Annotated in this window: 1 protein-coding gene (running past one end of the window); it reads left to right on the forward strand. The window is 66.5% G+C overall.

All coding sequences use genetic code 11. The annotated features are described in order from the left end of the window. On the forward strand, window positions 1–17,585 hold the start of the coding sequence (locus OHB12_RS02500; protein WP_327115748.1) for an inositol monophosphatase family protein. The gene runs 68,341 nt beyond the window's last position; the window shows 17,585 of its 85,926 coding nt (coding positions 1–17,585); its start codon is at window positions 1–3; its stop codon lies beyond the right edge, outside the window.

Below are 17,585 nucleotides of genomic sequence, written 5' to 3' on the forward strand. Positions count from 1 at the left end.
GTGGGACTCGAAGTACCCCCGTACTTGAAGCCGCTCTTCCCTGTGGTGGCTGGCGATCATTGGCCGGCGACCGACGAGGAGCAGGTCTGGGCGATTGCGGACGCTCTGCAAGATCTTGTCGATGAAGGGAACGCCGCGCTCATCGAGAAGACGGCCGAGTGGGCCAGGAAAACGGCCCTGGCCTGGCCGGAGGGAGAGGGTTCTGAGGAGCTGCAGCGGCAGATCAGCCAGCTCGGCATCGCCGGTGCCGGTATTCTCGAGAATGCTCAGGCGCTGGCGGATGCTATCGGCGCGTTCGGTAATCAGATCTATGCGACGAAACTGAACCTACTCTTTACGCTCGCGTGGGTTTTTATCGAAGTAACTATCGCAAGCTTGGCAGGGCCGGCCGGTGAAGTGGCCGCATGGCGGTCGATTCTCAGCGGCCGCTGGGCGTCGAAGTATTTCGGTGGCCTGCTGGATAAGGGTATCGAGTTTGTAACCCGCGTCCTGGCCAAACGTTTGGTAACCAAGTTTCCGCAGATCGCTCAATACATATCCCGTGCAGGTGGTTACCTCTACGAGGGTATCCAGGAAATGCTCGAGGAAATTCTTCAAGGGGGCCTGCAGGAATGGATCGTCCAGCAATCGCTGATCGAGAAAGGCCGACAGGACGAGCTCGACTGGGAAGCACTCGAGAAGACTATGAAGGCCGGTGCCTGGGGTGGTGCCGCGGGCGGCCTTTTCGGCCACCTTCTGCAGCGGTTGATGGGGAAATCGACCAAGTTGATGCAGATACTGCCCTACAACAAGTGGGGCGGGCTCGGCCGCGGCGCGATACAGGGAATTCTGACGGGTCTCGTGGGCGCGGTGTTCGGTGGTGTGGCCGGGGCCCGGTACGACGGCATGTCATGGAGTGAGGCATTCGACTCGATCACCGGGCTGCAACTGCTGAGTGGTGCGGTGTCGGGCGCGCCGTCGAGCATGGTCTACGGCTTCCGCGGCTATTCGGAATTCGGCGGGCGGCCGATCGAGGAGCAGCAGAAATTCCACGATCTCCGGACCTGGATGAGCGACGTCGAGGCGGACATCCAGGCCGACGTCCTCGTCCGGCAGATGCATCGCGATATCGACCTTTATCTCCAGGACGAGGCCGAGCGGGAAAGCGCCCACCAGACGCTCGACGCCGCCGTCCGGGAGGTCAGCCAGAGCGTCACCTTCGATAACGAGGGCAAAACCCAGGTCAACCAGCATGCCCGGCGGATGCTGATGGACAAGCTCCAGGTCAATGTCGCGGAGCGGATCGATCAGGGCGCGTCCCTGGCCGGGGTGTCGACCGAAGCCGATGTCGACGCCGTCTATGCGCGGGGGCAGGCCGATGGCATAGTGGCCGGGCTGCATCAGAAGGTGGACGGGCGTTTCTCGGAGGGGACGGAGCAGTTCGCCGCGCATCGGCTGATCGACGACATGCTGTTCGGTATCGCCGCGTCGAATCTCGGTGATTCCTCCCTGTCCGAAGCGGAGCGGTTGGCGCGGTTCGAACAGCTCGATGAGGCACTGCAGGAGTGGATGGAGCCAGAAGCGCCTGAGGAGGAAGAAGAGGAGGAGAAATCCGAAGAATCCGCCGCGACGGTCACACAGGCCGAACAGTCCTCGGGGCCCGGCTTCGTCTCGAGGATCGTCGGCACCGACATCTTCGCCAGCCACGAAGCCGCCCAGCCAGCCTCCCGGTACGACGAGAACGGCGTCCTGATCGGCGCCGACAACATCGGTCAGTCCATCGCGATCACCAAGACTGTGGACGAGATCATGCAGCTGGTGCCGCAGATCCCCGAGGTCGACCTCAGCGGACTGCCGGAGAAGGAGCGGCGCAAACGGCAGAAGGAGTTGCGGATATTCGAGTTCCGGGTGAACGGATTCCGTGCGGCAGTCACCCAGGCGATCGTCGATGCGGTGCGGCGAACCGGTTCGAATGCGCGGGTCATTGCGACGCTGGGCGGCGATGGGGTTGTGCAGGTCCGGGTGGTCGACGCGCACGCGGATCTGGGGTTGCGCGCCAATGACCAACTGATCGGAAGTAGACAGGGCGATCAGTCCGGCCACCGGAAACTGGATTTGGTGTTCGCGAACACGGATAAGTGGGCGTATGGGTGGAATGCATCCGGGCACAACGAGCTTCGGTTTGAGGCAAATCTGACGGCCCCGAGTTTCACGGCGTCCGCGCCGACCGGCTCCGGGCCGAAACGTACTGCGGCGTCGGTCGATCCGAAGGCGCCGGTCTTCGACGGCTGGACCGGTGTGGCAGGTCTGGCAGCGGATCTCGCCGAGCTGGTCGGTGCATCACCGGATCTGGAGTTCGGCGACCCCACCGCGTCGACATCGGAGTCCGGCGCCGGTGCGGCGCCATCCTCGGAGTACAGCGACCTCACCGCGTTGGAGCAGATGGTCGGCCCCGTCCCCGCCGAATTCGCGGCCGACACGTCTATCTTGACGGCACAGCCCGGTGGTGATCGGAAAGTGGACCATCTGGCCAACCATCTGTCCGGCTGGCTCGAGAGCCAGAAGATGCCGTGGATGCAGGAAGCGTCTCGGCAGATGATGGCGTACCAGGCCGGCGGGCAGCCGATCGGCGGCGTGCACGAGGTGACCGGGCTCGAGGATCTTCAGGATGTTGATGATAAAGACGAAGTCTTCGTTATCACCGATGGGCTGGCCAAGATCGGGTTGACGATCGCTGGTGACGACGTGGAATCCGGTGTGGCACTGGCACTTCAGGCTTTGAACGCGATGACCGCGGACTGGTCGCCCACCCAGGCCCAGCATGCGAAGACCGCACTGGAGCAGGCATTGCGCAATGCCGCATCGCTTTCCGGCCGCAAGGTGCGGATAGAAGCCGAGGTGACCGACGATCCGAAGACGGGACCGCGCCTACGGGTGCATGTGTTCGATCTCGGCATCGGGATGCCGACCGAGCTGTCGGCGCAGCCGGGCGACGGCGTGCGTGACCTCCCAGCGGTGACGATGCATGCCGACACCTACGGCGTCGACGTCGGGGTCGCCGACAGCACCGGATTCGGCTGGCGCTACCGACTGCGGTTCGAGATTCCGGCGACACCGGCGGTGCAGTCCGAGAAGTCCGGTCTCCCCGGCATCAGCGGCAGACTGCGAGCCGCGCTCGGGGAGCTGGCCGACAGCCCGAATGCGTCGAAGCAGATGCGTAAGTGGACCATCGACCGGTTGGTGGCCGAGGCGCGCGACGCGCTGGAGCAGCAGGATCTCGCTGCCGACATCCGCCAGCAGCTGACCGATGCGCTCGCCGATTTCGACGCACTGGTCGTGCCGGTGACCGAAGCCGCGGCACGGGCGCGGCTGAATCAACTCGGCGGTGTCGAGGTCGGTCCGTTGGCGCGGGTAGTCGGCGGCAAGCTGCTGCATATCCGCCCGATGCAGACCGACGATCCGGTCCTGGACGATCCGGTTCTGCGGGCATTGGCGCGGCGGGGCGTTCCGATCGAGCGCTGGCGGGTGCAGGTCGACGCCGCCGGTCTACCGGTGTACCAGCAGTGGCAGAACGGCAAATGGGTGCCAGGTCAACCGGACACCAAGGCGCTGGATTCCGCGGGGGCTGCGCTGGCGCAGGAGCACGCCGTGCGGACCGTGCGGGATGTACTGGTCGCACGCGCCCTGCAGGTGCGCAATGGACGACCGTCGCCGACTGCGAGACAACAGATTTCGGAGCTGCTCGAGCTTGCTGAGCAGGTAGCTGAACTCCAGGAGAAACTGAAGAAGGCCCAGTTCGCGCCGGCGCAGGTGGGGAAGCTGGGCGCCGAACCCACTGACGAAGAAGAGGACCGCTCGGCGGAGGCTGTCGAGGAAATGCGTCAGCAGGTCGCCGACTTGCGCGCCGAGCTGGCGCGGGCCCGGTCGGACTGGTTCGCGCGGGCGCAGGGCATGCAGCTCATTTCCGCGGAGTTGGCCGCCTCGGCGTCCGAGTTGCCGGTGCTGCCGGAACAGCTGCCGCAGGCACTGAGCGACATCGATACGCAGATCGGTAACCTCGACACGGAGATCGGCGGTATCGAGGCCCAACGCGTCGGGCTCGACCTCGGCGAATCAGAACAGCCACGGCGCGGGCGTCGCGCTGAGGCGGCGCAGAAGGCTCGACAGGCCGAGCGGGCGCGATTGCGGGCCGAACTCGAAGCTCGCAAAGAGGAGCGGGCGCGGCTGCAGGCCGAGCGGGACCGGTTGGCGGCGGTACTGGACCAGGCGGGCGAACTGTTGGCGCGGCTGGCGCAGTCGCGGGCGGCGGATGGGCTGTCGGAACAGCAGGCCCGCACCGACGACGAGATCGCCGCCGCCGCGGACGATGCGTATCAGATCGCGAAACGGCAGCTGTATGCCTTCACCGTTGGGATGAATCCATCTGCGGCACATATTGTTTCGGAGGATGCCGTCGCCGCCGCGAACGCCATCACCGGCGACGACGCGCACGCCGCGATTCAACGGGTGCAGGCGATCGAGGCGGGCCTGCACACACTCGAAACACAGTTCGGTTCAGAGGTTTCCGGCCGCGATGGGAAGCCCAGCGCTGCGCCGATGGGCCCCGAACAGTTGGCCCAGGTACTTGCCGCCGCGGGCGTCGAGCTGCCCGAACAGCGGACGGCGACGTTCTTGCTCGCCGCGGCGGAGCGGGTGCTCAACGACCCGCAGCACACCGATATCCCTGACCAGACGCGGCAAGAGTTGGCCGCGGCCGTAGCTGAACTCCAGCGATCACTTCGGCAGTCGGCCGCGATCCGCGCCGAACGTGAGCAGGTCGGCGGCGCCCCGATCGGCAACTGGGGCAAGGTGGTCGGCGACCGGCTGGTGATCATTGCCGACGAAACCTCGGGCGGCAACCCGATCAGCGATCCGAGTACCCTGACGGCGCTGGAATCGGCTGGGGTCGTGGTCGAGCGGCGTGCGGTGGCCGCAGACGGTACGGTGACCATCGCCTACTGGAACGGCGGTTCCTGGCGAACCGAACCGCCGCAGTCGATTGGACCCGATCGGCGGGTCGCGGGCAGCACCGAGTCCGCCGTGCTGGGCAGCCTCGACGCCCGATGGGCACAGCAACTCCAGACCCTGCGGAGGGTGCAGGAGGTCTTGGCGGCCCAGGCACTCGCCGGGGTGTCGGATGTGGACAGCAGCATCGATCCGGTCGCCGCGGCCACCGCGCTGGCCGCCGAGGTCGAGCGTCTGGACGCTGAACTCGATGACGTGGCCAGGAAAGTGGCGCAGATCGAGACCGAGATCGAGCAGCTCGCGGCCGAACACGCCGAGCTCGTTGCCGCGCTGGAGCAGTCCGACGAGATGCCGGAGTCGATCCGGGAACTGGGGCAGGCCCGCGCGGCGGCCCAGATCGTCATGCGGGATCAGCTGCAAGCCGAACTCGACGCACTGCGGTCCCAACAGGCGAGGTTGCAGGCGCGGCGAGACAAGCTGATGGGTGCGGTCACGCCTGAGTCGACCACCCAGAACTCGGATCGGTCGGGACTGCTGCGCGCACTGACCGAGGCGAACGCCTGTGCCGAACAGATCACCCGCGAACGCAACCGGCTCGCCCGGATGGCCACCCGCCAGGCCGCCAACCTGGTGGAGCGCCTGTACCAGCGGGTCTTCATGGGCTACCCGGATCCGGAGCAGCGTGCCGCCGTCCGGGCGAAACTGCAGGAGTTCAGCCGCGCGGATGATGCGAAAGCCAATGGCGCCAATGCATTCCAGCGGTTGTCCAGGGCGGAGCGCTTGTGTGCCCAGAGCAACATGTTGGAACAGGCCGCTGTCGACGCCGTTGAGCGGCGTCGCGCCGAAATGGGCCGTCCAGAGGTCGTTGCGCTGGTGCGGGCCCTCGAGGGGTTGGTCGAGTACCCGGAGCGGATGACTCCGTCGCAGTTGCTGGAGCTGGCGCGTCAGCAGCTGGGGCGTATGGACCTGCCGAAATGGGCATGGGAGCCCCTAGCCCTCGCGGCGGCCGGATACGAGGACGCGATCTCGGATGGCACATCGCCGGGCCAGGTCCGGAATGAGACCGCCATGCGTTTGGCGGAGACTTTCGATTCATTGCTCATCAACTGCGACGGGCTGACATTCGACGAAATGTGGGCCGCGGCACAAGCGGTGCTGTCGGGGGAGTCTGACGAACTGACCGGGCGGGTCGAACTCCGGGAGGGCGTCGAGCTGTCGCTGGATGACTACACGGCGTTGGACCAGATCCTGGCCGACCATGAATCCGCTCTTGCCGGGGACAGTGGAAAGCAGACCGCGACAGATCGGAAAGAGGTTGCGGGGCGCCACTATTCGAAGAACGCTGATTCGAAGGCCACCGAGCAGGAGACGACCGCGCAGAGGATCGCTGAGTCGGGGACCACTGCGTCGGAGACCGACGAGCCGGAGCAGACCGAGTTGGAGGTCCGTCGCATGTTGACGGGTGCGCTTTCGGCGGTCCGCGGCGATCCGGACCGCATCGGCGCCCTCCCGCTCGGCCAGCTGGCCGACGAGGTTCGCCTCCAGCTGGCTCTGCTGGACCCCGATGACAAACACCACGGCGAACTTTCCGAGGCGCTCGCGGAATTCGACGCGCTGGTCGAACGGCTCACCGACGCCGCCATCCGGGCGGAACTGGAACGCCTCGGTGGCGTCCCGATCGGCACATGGGGTCGGCTGATCGGCGGCAGGCTGATAATCATCCTGCCCGCCGGGGTGCAGGACCCGGTGCTGGACGTGTACGTGCGCCAGGCCGCGGATCGGCGTGGTGTCGAGATCGAGCTGTGGCAGGCGGGGGTCAATGCCGCAGGTCGGCCGACGTTGCGCACGCAGCGGAATGGCGAGTCGGTGGCTGGGCGGCCGATGGCCACGCAGGCCGGATCGCCGAACCCCGTTCTGACCGCGCTGCTGCAGGAACACGCGCTGCGGACGCTGCGGGACGCGCTGATCGAGCAGGCATTCCGGGTGCCGCGCGGAATGGTCGCGCGGGAGGAACAACGGCTGCGGGTGCTGCAGCGGGCTCAGCAGCGTCTGGCCCGGTTGCGGGCGCGGGCCGCCGGACTCGATGGTGAGTCGCCGGAGTGGGCGGCCGCCGCGGCCGACGTCATGGAAGCGCGTCAGCAGGTTGCCGAGCTGTTCGCTGAGCTGCTGCCCGAACAACTGCCGCCAGGGGACCGGCGGACGGCGCAGGTGCACGCGATCATCGACCTGTTGGCGGCCGATGTTCGCGGCGCCGAGGACATCGAGGCCACGCTGTGCTCCTATGCCGATGGTCTCGAACAGTTGCTGTCCGACTATGGTGTCGCGTCGGGCGGAGCCGGGAAGGGACCTGGGGGCCAGGCGCAGCGGTTGCGGAAGCTGCTGACAGGTTTTCGTGACCTCCGAAAACGTCTCTCGCCAGCGGAATTCGCCGCTGTCTCGGCCGCGGTCGCGGGCCTGGGAAGTTCCGTTGAACCTGATGCTCTGGTTGATGACGGTCCGGTCGAGGGGGAGTCTGCGGCTGAGGCCAAAGCTGAGGAGGTAGCCGATTTCGAGGCGAGGCTGAAGCGGGCAGAGTTTGCGCTGGACCAGTTGGGGAGGCTGGGCGCCGAACCCACTGACGAAATTGAGGACCGCTCGGCGGACGCTCTCGAGAAAATGCGTCAGCAGGTTGCCTACGTGCGCGACTTGCGCGCCAAGCTGGTGCGGGCCCGGGCGGAATTGGCCGACATCACGGCCTTGGGTGACTCTGCGGACGGTGCGACGGTCGAGGGCACCACCCCCGTGCAGAGTGCTGCTGCCGCGTCGACGTCGAGAGGTTCCGGGTCGGGCAAGGGCGGTCCGGGGTACACGCTCACTGAACGTCTGGGATCTTCGATACTGCGTGTGCTGCCGGAGATGATGGTGCCGGGTGGGGCACTCGGTCAGGTGCTCGAGAATTGGGGTTTGGGCGGAGTATCCGAATCATTGCGGGCGCTGGTGGCGGCTGGTTTCGCGGCGCACGGGGGAGATGTCAGGGCGTCGCGCCTATCGAGTGGAGCGGTGACCATCACCGGCTACGCGGCCAAGGACGATGGCACTGGTGGTAAGGGTAAGCGTTGGGTGAGTGTCACCGCCGATCCCGATTCCGGGGACGTGCAGGTCAGGTGGCGGGTGCAGGCCGAGGGCGACCCGACCGGGTGGACCCAGCTGATGTCGGACTGGGGTAATTCCGACGATGTCCGTGAGGGGGCCGCCAACTGGTTCTATGAAGTGGTCGGTGACCCGTCGGATGGGACGGCGCGCAATGTCACGGCGACGTTGTCCGGGCGGGAGCCGGACCGGGCGTTGACCGTGACCGTGAAGGGAGTTCCTGGGGAGAAGACGTTCCCGGAGTCCGGCGGCGGATCCCGCCCTGCTCCGAAGCCGGACGGCAACCACGTCGATCCTGGTTCCGGCGGTGCGTCGGAACCTGCCGATGGCGCCGGTGCGGAGCAGACCGTCGCCGCCGCGCTGTCCGGTGCGCTTGGCGGGTTCGTGGGGCGTTTGCGTGCGGAGCTCGCGGCTTTCGCGGATGATCTTGGGCGGTTGTCGCTTGGTGAGTTGTTGGTGGTGGCGCGTGGGGTGGTGGCGCGTCCGGAATTGTCGGAGGTCGAGTGGGGTCCGGTGGCGGGGGTGCTGGCCGATTATGACGCTGCTGTCGCGGCGGCCGCGCGGGCGGTTCGGCAGCGGTTGGGTGGTGTGCCGGTGGGGGATTGGGCGGTGGTGCTCGCGGATCGGGTTGTGGTTGTCGCTCCAGAGGGAGTGGACGACCCGGTGGTGGACATGCGGGCGCGGCAGGCGCTCGAACTGCACGGGGAGCTGCCGGTCGAGCGTTTGCAGGTCGCCGGTTTCGACGCGCTCGGCCGGACGATCGTGCAGCAGTGGGTCGATGGTGGGTGGGTGCCGGTCGCGGATGCTCAGGCGGCTGGTCCGGCGGCGCCGGTCACGGTTGGGGAATCGCTGCGGCAGCGGCAGGAGCAGTTGCAGAAGGTGGCGGAAGCTCTTGCGTCGCATCATCTTCGAGTGACGCCCGGCCCGCATGCGGCGGCGGCCGTGGCTGATGTGGTGGCTATGTTCGACGCTGCCCGCACGGTGGATGATTGCGACGAGCACCTGGCCGGTATCGGTGGGCAGATCGAGCGCTTGGAGCAGGCTGGGTCGGAGCCGCCAGGTCTGTCCCCGGAGCAAGAAAGCACTCTGGAAGCCTTGCGCGCCGAGCGGGATGACCTGATCACCCGCCGGGCCAGGGCCCGTATCGATTGGTATGCGTGTGCTGGTCGGTTGGGGTTGCAGCCGCCGCGGCCGGGTGCCCACGAGACCGCTCCGATGCCGTATCAGCTGCCAGATCTGCTGTCGGCGTTGGACAACCGGATCACTGCCGCTGAGCGGGACGTTGCCCGACTGGCGGACGAACTCGCTGTGCTCGGCGACCTGATCGATCAGCTGCATCTCGGCCGTGATGATGTGGATGAGCAGCGGGCTCGTAATGCGGCGCGTCGCGCCGAACGGCGGCGGTTGGTTTCCGCGCTGGAGGCCCGGCAGGCGGATCTGGATGGGTTGCGGGCTGAGCGTGCTGAGTTCGCGGAGATGCTCGGTCAGCCCGACACCATGACGCCGGATCGGTTGGGGGAGACCACGCAACGGTTCCTGGGCCGGTGGTCGGGCGTCGAGGCGGTGGCGACGGTCGCGGCTCGTGCCGAACAGGCCAGACATGATCGGATGCAGATCGTCAACCCGTTGGTTGATGTGCTCGATGGGTTGGTGGATGATCCGGATCGGTTGACTACCGACCAGTTGCTGGCGGCGGCGCGTGAGGTATTGGCACGGGAAGACCTCTCGGACGACCAGTGGTGGCCGGTGGAAAACATCGTGGCCGAATACGACGCTCCGGTCGGTGGCGATCCGATCGGCTCGTTCAACCCGGACCGCATCATGCACGAGAACGCTCCGATGCCACAGCCAGGATCGACTCAGGGCGAGGTCGACGATGCTGAGGCTGCGGAGCTGACCAGGCGGCGCGTCATGGAACGAGACGCCGCCTCGGATCTGCCGGATCCCGACAGCCCTGTCGCGGACGCCGCCCCGAGGGATGCCGCTGTCGGGCTGCCCGATGAGCAACGCGAGCTGTCGGATGGGGGTCTGACTCGGCGTGAGGTGTTGACTCTGGTCGGCCGGGTTGCGGCTGGGACTGGGTTGGAGGTGGGGGGTGATAGTGCCGCTGGATCGGATTGGTTGCGCGCGACTTTCGGTGATGAGGTCGCCGAGTTGGTGGGCTATTCGGAGCTGTTGTGCGGGCGGATCAATGAGCTGTTGCTCGAGGAACCTCCGTGGACGATCGGGTTCGGGGATCGTTTTGTGGTGGATCACGATGCCCGGGTGATTTCGATCGACGAGGGTGCTCGGTCGGATCCGGCGCAGGTTGTGTATCTGCTCGCGATCGCGGTCGCGGAGGCCGGTGGGTATCCGCTGCGGTATTCGGCTTTTGTGCCGGATCCGGCGGGGATGCCTCGTGAGGATTTTGTGGAGGCGTATCTGCTGGCGCGGTTCTCGCAGTATGCGGATTATCTGCTGGTGGCTGCGGCGGTTCGGTGGGAGATCCTGGAGGGTACTCGTGCCGCGGATGGGCCGGTGGATATTTTCGATTTCGAGCCGGTTGATTTCGGTGTTGTGTCGGATAAGCATCCTGAGGGGGATGCTCTTGATCAGTTGATGATCGGGATCTGGGATCCACAGATTGCGCGCGAATGGGTTGCGCGGGAGTTGATGGAGGATCCCGACGCGCCTTATTACGATTTGTGGCTGGAAGAGGCTGAGTCGCAGTGGGATTTGGCTAATGGTGGTGGGCGTTCCGGTGGTAATAGTGTGCCGGTCGTTGCGGATCCGGGGGCTGGTGATGCGGTTGCGGGGCCGGCTGTGGTTGGTGTCGGCGCGGCGGGGTTCAGTGGTTCCGGCGGCGCGGGGCGCGCGAACGGGTTGGTCGAAACGGTTCGGGCGGCGGCGGAGGGACCGCAGCAGAATCTGGCGGCCGAAGATGCCGGTGGGCCGAACCCATCGGATGGTACCGCCGCTTACACCTCTTCCGGACCAGGCGGGATGCCCGCCGTCGACGGTGTCGACGCGGAGCCTACTGCGCAACAGGGGAATAGGCGAAAAGCCGGTTCCTGGGGGATAGGTGGTCTTTGGCGGAAGATCCTGACCACGGCCGCGCACGCGTTCCTGCCGACGGCTACAGCATCCGCCGCCACACCCGGTACATCATCACCGTCGTGGAGCATTGACCCTGATGAGGCGACCACCGTCGATGAGGTTGTATCGGCGTTGCGGAAACGGAACCAAGATGCCGAGGTCGTATCGGCATTGGCGAACCTGGCGGGAACCGCACTCGATCCGGAGCGCGGGTTGGTGCGGGTGCGGATCGGCACGACCGAATCCGGTGAGTTGGCTGTCGAGATGCACGACGACAAGGGCGTGCTGCTCACAGTGACGGTGTCGGGCACCGAGTTGATCGCGATATGGCGAGTGCTGCCGGGGAATTGGCCCGGGTTCGGTATCGCGCTGGCGCAAACGGCGAGGTTCGACGCTGTTCGTGTCGGCGAACACTCGCTGCAGCAGGTCGTGGCGGCCCTGGGTGGTTACGTCGACCCCCGTGGCCTGACGGTGCGGATGACGGTGCCGCGGGGTGCGCAAAATACGCAATCTCCGGCAGTGGTGTGGTGGGTCGGCGATCTGCCGCCCGGCAGGCTGCCCGGGGATGCCGATGGTGACGAGGGGGCATCCACTCGGGATCATCCGCCAGTGCGGCAGGCACACGTCGCCGCGACGATGCAGCAGATGGTGCGCATTTCGGAAGAGCGGGGCTGGGACCAGTACGCCGACGAGTCCGGCATCGGTACGTCCCGGAACCCTGAAGCGGCACAACCCTTGACAACCCGCCTGCGGGAAGCACTCGTGGGCTTGCGGGATGATCCCGAGGGGATGCCCCTGGTGTGGGAAGCGATCGGGACCCGCGCGGACGATCCAACGCGGATTCCCGTGCGCAGAGCACTTCAGGCTCTCCTCGCTTATCCTGAGCGGCTTTCCCTCGATGACCTGGTCGTCCTCGCACGCGAGGTGATGTCGTGGCCGCAGCTGTCGGGCGGCAAGTGGGCGGCGGTGGCCGAGGTACTGGTCGATTACGATGCCAAGGTCGCGGAGGCGGTGTCGGCGCACCTGCAACGGTCGGGTGGTGTGCCGGTTGGTGATTGGGCCACGGTGCTCGATGACCGGGTTGTGGTGCTCACCCCGGCGGGTGTGGACGACCCGGTACTGGATCCGCGGGTGCTGAGTGCGATTGAGGCGCATCTTCCGGTCGAGCGCTTGCGGGTTCGGCTCGATGCGTACGAACAGCCGGTGGTCGAGCAGTGGATCCGCGGTGGTTCTCAGCAACCCCTTACCAGCAGCCTGCGGGAAGTGCCGGCGACGGCCGGTTCGGCGGCGCCGATCACCGTGGGGGAGTCGCTGCGACTGCGGCAGCGAAACCTGCAGGTGGTAGCGGAAGCTCTTGCCGTGCAACATCTTCGGGTCACATCCGGCCCGAAAGCGGCGGCGGTGGCCGACGTGGCGGGGATGTTCGACGCGGCCCGCGCGGTCGATGCTGCGGACGCGCAACTTACCGATATCACGTCGCGCATCCGGCTCTTGGAGCAGACGGCCGAGACCTCGGGCTTGTCGCCCGGGCAGCAAGCCACTCTCGCGGAGTTGCGCGCGGAGCGGGACGAACTCCTCACCCGCCGCGGGAGAGCCCGCATCGACTGGTACGCGCACGCCGACCGTTTGCAGTTGGATCCGCCGCGGCTGGGTGCGCACGAGACCGCCCCGATGCCTTACCAACTCCCGCAACTGCTGGCCGCGCTCGACGATCAGCTCATCGCGGCCGATGACGATATCGATGAGCTGACCACCGAAGTCGAGGAACTCGACTATCAGTTGCGTGGCGATCCGCCCATCCATCAGCTGAACCTCAGCGGCGATGTAGACAAGCAGCGGGCCGCCAACGCGGCCGATCAAGCCGAGCGGCGGCGGCTGGCCGAAAGGCGCGTAGCTGCAGGGGAAGAACTCGCGTCCCGGTTGGCCGATCGGGACAGGTTGCGTGGTGAGCGTGCCGACTTCGCGGAGATGCTCGGTCAGCCCGCCACCATGACTCCGGACCGGTTGGGGGAGACCGCACAACGTTTCCTGAGCCGGTGGGCGCCGCTGGAAGTGCTCGCGGCAGTCGCGGCCCGCGCTGAAGAAGCCGGTGCGGCCCGGAATGAGATCCTCGCGCCGCTGGTCGATGCGCTCGCCCGGCTGGCGGATACGTCGGATGATCCTGACGAGCTGTTGGCTGCGGCACGGAAGGTCATGACACGTCCGGGGCTGCCGGAAGATCAGTGGGGTCCGGTAGCGCAGGTGCTGGCCGATTACGACGAGCCGGTTGTGGGGAACGCCGACGCCACGGGCGGGCTCTCCACGGACGGCGCGGCGACCGACACCTCCGTGAACGCGGCAACCGAACCGGGGCGCGAAGACGCGGTCGCCGCCGAGATCGCCCGCAGCGAGCGGGATTTCGAGGAGCTGTTCGGACTGGTGGCCTACGTTTTGGGCGCGCCCACGTCACCGGAACACGACAGTCCGCAAGCCCGGCTGCTCGGGCTCGTCAATGCTCTCACCGCGAGCGGCGACCCGGACGATGTTTTCACCGCTTCCGACGAGCACGGCCGCCGGGTGTTCATCGACAACCCGTTGAGCCCAACCGCTGTCGACGAGTACCGGAGCATCCTCTTGCCGCTGCAATCACGCTTCGAACAGCGCGGTCGCGGCGCGTGGTTCGAAGCGATGATGGCCCGCCTCGACGAGATCGAGGCCCATGCCATCGGCGACAGGGACTGGATCCCCCCGGCACCCGATGCGGGTTGGGCGCCCTCGTCCGATTCCCCCAGCCGCGCCCGCTCGCCGTGGAAGCTGCGGCTGAAACGCCGCACCGCACTGAGGGTGGCGTCGGGGGTCATTCCCGCCTCTTACCTGCTCAGCGTTTCCCGCGACAGTTCCTACGGCTCCTTCGCTCTCGGTGAGGACGTGCTGGAGCTGGCAAAGATGTCGCCGGATCTGTGGGATCGGTTGCAGCGGGCGCTGGGCGTGGGCTATGAGATCGAGTACGGCGATCTGCCGGAGGGCGTGGATGGCAGGTGCTGGACGAAACGGGACGACATCCATCTCCACCACAAGCTGCGCGCGCTGAATGGACGTTCGGTGGGTGTGCTGGCCCATGAACTCGGCCATGCCACCGGCATGCAGATCGACACTACCGCCGATCCGCCGCGCCCCGGAGAATCCTTCCGTGACTGGATCGAACGCCAGGTGCGCAAGAAGTTCACCAACGAGGCCGAGGCGAACCTGGTGCGCGCCCAGGCCCGCCACGAGATCCTCGTCAGCGCCGGAATCGACATCGAGGCCTACCAGGTCCATGACCGTGACGGCGTCCGCCTCGGGGTGCGCCGCGCGTTCGAGAACGAGACGTACGCCCGTGTCGTTCGTGGGGAGATCACCTGGGAACAGGCCCGCGAACAAGTCACCGACCACCTGATGCAGGACTTCGACCAGGCCTACGAGGACAACTTCGAGGGTCACGGCTATTGGTACCAGGACTTCGGCGGCTACTACACCGACGAGTGGTACCGGTTGCTCGACATCACGGTGCGGACGGGCCTCGGCCCCGATGTCGACGGATTGGTGCGGAAGTCGCGCTCGCTGCTCGACGACGTGGCGGAACTGCTGAATACCGGCTGGACGATCCGGTACATCGAACAGCCCAAAGACTCTGTCGGTAAACGCAAGGAGATCATCGCCGACGACTCCAAACGCTCTGTCGATGTCGAACGCAAGGAGATCTACGTCGAGGGCGGCCTCGACGACCCGGAGCGGGCCGTGTGGGTGCTGGCCGCCCGCGTTGCTACGGCCCGCAGCGCAGCCGCGGACGTGACGATGCAGCCGCCGACCGAGGGCATGACCGAGGAGGAGTGGATCGAGCGGGAAATGCGGCGGCGGCTGGCGCCGAGGGCGGTCGAGCTGTTGTCGTCGGCGCGGGTGTGGTGGGAGATCGACCAGACCGACGGCACCGACATCGGCAGCTACACCCGCGAGGTTTATCAGACCGACAAGGATTACGGCGAACTCGATGTCATCGGCGAGGTTATGAACGACGACCTCGACTGGGAGGAAGGCGTCGTGCGGGTCCTCGAGGGCATGGTCGCCGACCGCACCGCGCCGATCCAGAGGCAACTCCGCCAGGCTCTCGAGGACATCTGGCGCTCAAAGTACACCGAGGTCGATCCCATCACCCCGGATTCCATCGACTCAGGCTTCGCACCGCCCGGGACGGGCTCCGGCGGCAACTACGCGCCGATCGCCGCCGCGGCCGCGGCAGCCGCCGGAGCCCGCATGGGTGGTAACGATGGCGACAGCTCCAATGCCGAGTTGTCCGACGATGTCGAAGAGCCTGTGTCGCCACTGCCGCCGGGGGGCGCGCGGCACGTGGAACTGGGGCGCAATATCGCCCGCACGGCGGCGGGAACGGATCTCGAGGTGTGGGAGGACCGCGTCGCGGAGTGGACGGGGTCGGGTGCGCGCATCATCACCATGCGCGGCGCGGGTGGTGTCAACGGTATCGATCCGGCTGACCTGGATTCGATCGTGGCCCGTGTGCGCGAATACATCGACGAGTTGCGCGGGCAGGGTCTTCCGGTGGTGTTGGTTTATGACGGAGACCCGGATGATCGTGCGGCGCCGGATGTCGGCGCGGTGTTCGGGATGCTGGCGGATGCGTTCCAGAACGATGTGGCGGTGACATTCGTTGCGGCGCAACGTAAGGGCTGGTACGGCGAGCCGGACGATGGGCCGATTCGCAGTGCCGAGGGCACACCTTATGAGACATACGTTTTCGACGATAATCTGCCAGGTGAGCACGCGAGCCTGACCCAGTCAGCGTCGCTGGTTGGCTATGCGGGGTACGAGCAGTTCTTCGTCGGGCCTGTGGGTCCGATTGCGACCGAGCAGTTGGTGGACCTGGGGGATAAGGTCGCGCAGCGACCGGCGGGCCTGGGGCCGATCGCGGTGAAGATCATAGTGAGTCGAATCAATCCCGAGCTCGACGAAGCGTTGGATGACAAGCTGCGAGGGCTGCCCAGCGATGACACGTCGAAACGCGAAAAGGTCGCAGCGCAGATTGATCAGCGGCGACGTCTCCCGTATGGGGCGTTCTGTGACGAGAACGGGAACGTTGTTCTGGACCTGGTACCGGGCCTCGCGATCGAGGTGGTGGGTCAGCTGGGAGGCAAGCCGGCCGGGCCAGTCGGCATTGGTGCGGCACACCGCACTGTCGACGCTGAGGCTCAGAGTGCGCCTGCACCGGCCGGTTTCGTCGGATCCCCCGCCGACACCGAGGCACTCGTTGCCTGGTTCGATGGGCATCCGGAATTCGATGACCGCGAACGCGCACTGGTGCTGCGCTACATCGAGGGCCTCGAGAATCGATGCCCGCAGGTCGGTCTGGAGGCGTACGACGGTTGGTTGCAACTGCAATTCCTTAACTCGGCCGGCTCGGCGATCACCTACCTGCGGGTATCCGGCGGACCTGAGGACCGCCAGGTGTCGGTTTCCACGACGGCACACATCCATCAAGGGTCGCTGGACGAGGGTTGGGCGCCATACGTGTGCTCACAGCTTGCCGCGTGCTTCGACCACCCCGGCGCGAACGGTGCGAAGGACTGGATCGAGGAGAAGGTCCGTGCGTCACAGGACCAGGGCAACCTCGCGATGTACGCCACCCTGAAACTGTCAGGTCGGCCGCGCGTGCAGCTGGGCAACGGCGTGCAAGACACCCACTTCATGCCCGGTCTGGAGGGCCTGGGCGAGTACCAGCTGTCGGAGGCCGGCCTGCCTCCCGAGCAAGGCGACAGTCATCTGCGGGACTCGAGCATCACTGACGTTCCACCGGAGGATGGCTCGTCCACAGCTGACGAAGCTCGGGGCGGTGGCAGCGAGCAAGACACGGCGGTGGTCGAGGCCGGAGCGGAATCGCCTGCTCAGTGTGCGCTTCGGCGCAAGTTGGGTGAGGTGTATGCGAACGAGAGCGCGATGTGGAAACGGCTGGGCCGTCCTCGGAGCGAGGTCCCGGCGGTGGATGTCTGGGGCTGGGAGCAGGTGCTGGAGGCGGCACACAAGCTCGTAGCGGGCCCCGAAATCGACCCCGACGATCGTCGGGAGTTGCGGGAAGCGCTGCAGGCGTGGGAGGAGGAATCGGGGAGCGGGACCGAATCGGGTTCGACCCAGGACGCCGCGGCACCAACACCTGAAACGCCCAGTTCTCCGTCGGCTTCGTCGCTCTTCTTGCCGCCGGATTACCCTGCGTACGGGGGCGTGGATGGGGCGTATCAGCCAGGGAATGCCGGTGTGCCGAAGCGTGATTCGGTGCCCGCGGATCAGGACGCGGCCACAAGTCGTCCGGGTGGCCCACGGATGGCCGACGAGGAGAACGCAGCTCAGGCATCAGAGGTGGGCGGCACCGCCCC

The sequence above is a fragment of the Nocardia sp. NBC_01730 genome, assembly GCF_035920445.1.
GTDB lineage: Bacteria > Actinomycetota > Actinomycetes > Mycobacteriales > Mycobacteriaceae > Nocardia.